We start from the raw sequence: 1,170 nt of genomic DNA on the forward strand, positions 1-1,170 counted from the left end.
TTACTTGATGATCTTGGCCACGACGCCGGCACCGACGGTACGACCGCCTTCGCGAATGGCGAAACGCAGACCTTCGTCCATCGCCACCGGGTTGATGAGCTGCACGGTCATCTTGATGTTGTCGCCCGGCATCACCATCTCGGTGCCTTCCGGCAGCGTCACCGCACCGGTGATGTCCGTGGTCCGGAAGTAGAACTGCGGGCGATAACCCTTGAAGAACGGCGTGTGACGGCCACCCTCGTCCTTCGACAGCACGTACACCTCGGCCTCGAACTCGGTGTGCGGGGTGATGGAACCCGGCTTGGCCAGCACCTGGCCACGCTCCACGTCGTCACGCTTGGTGCCGCGCAGCAGCAGGCCCGCGTTGTCACCCGCCTGGCCCTGGTCCAGCAGCTTGCGGAACATTTCCACGCCCGTGACCGTGGTCTTCTGGGTCGGACGGATACCGACGATTTCGATTTCGTCGCCCACCTTGATGATGCCGCGCTCGATACGACCGGTCACCACCGTGCCACGGCCTGAAATCGAGAACACGTCTTCCACCGGCATCAGGAACGGCTTGTCCACGTCACGCTGCGGCTCCGGAATGAACGTGTCCAGCGCTTCCACCAGCTTCAGGATGGCCGGCACGCCAATCTCCGACTGGTCGCCTTCCAGCGCCAGGCGCGCCGAACCGTGGATGATGGGGGTGTCGTCGCCCGGGAACTCGTACTTGGTCAGCAGCTCGCGAACTTCCATTTCCACCAGTTCCAGCAGCTCGGCGTCGTCCACCATGTCCGCCTTGTTCAGGAACACCACGATGTACGGCACGCCCACCTGGCGCGACAGCAGGATGTGCTCGCGCGTCTGCGGCATCGGGCCGTCCGCGGCCGAGCACACCAGAATCGCGCCGTCCATCTGCGCCGCACCGGTAATCATGTTCTTCACGTAGTCCGCGTGACCCGGGCAATCCACGTGCGCGTAGTGGCGCGTCGGGCTTTCGTATTCCACGTGCGCCGTCGAAATCGTGATGCCGCGAGCCTTCTCTTCCGGCGCCGCGTCAATCGCGTCGTACGCCTTGAACTCGCCGCCAAAGCGCTCGGCACCCACCTTCGTCAGCGCCGCCGTCAGCGTCGTCTTGCCGTGGTCAACGTGACCAATCGTGCCCACGTTCACGTGCGGCTTGGTGCG

At 64.3% G+C, this 1,170-nt stretch carries 1 protein-coding gene; it reads right to left on the minus strand.

The window, feature by feature from the left end; genetic code table 11:
* Positions 1–1,170: elongation factor Tu (gene tuf, locus IQ458_RS19455; protein ID WP_235997023.1), on the minus strand; the 1,170-nt coding region annotated here is incomplete at its 5' end.

The organism is Pseudoxanthomonas beigongshangi (assembly GCF_016820515.1).
GTDB classification, from domain to species: Bacteria; Pseudomonadota; Gammaproteobacteria; order Xanthomonadales; family Xanthomonadaceae; genus Pseudoxanthomonas_A; species Pseudoxanthomonas_A beigongshangi.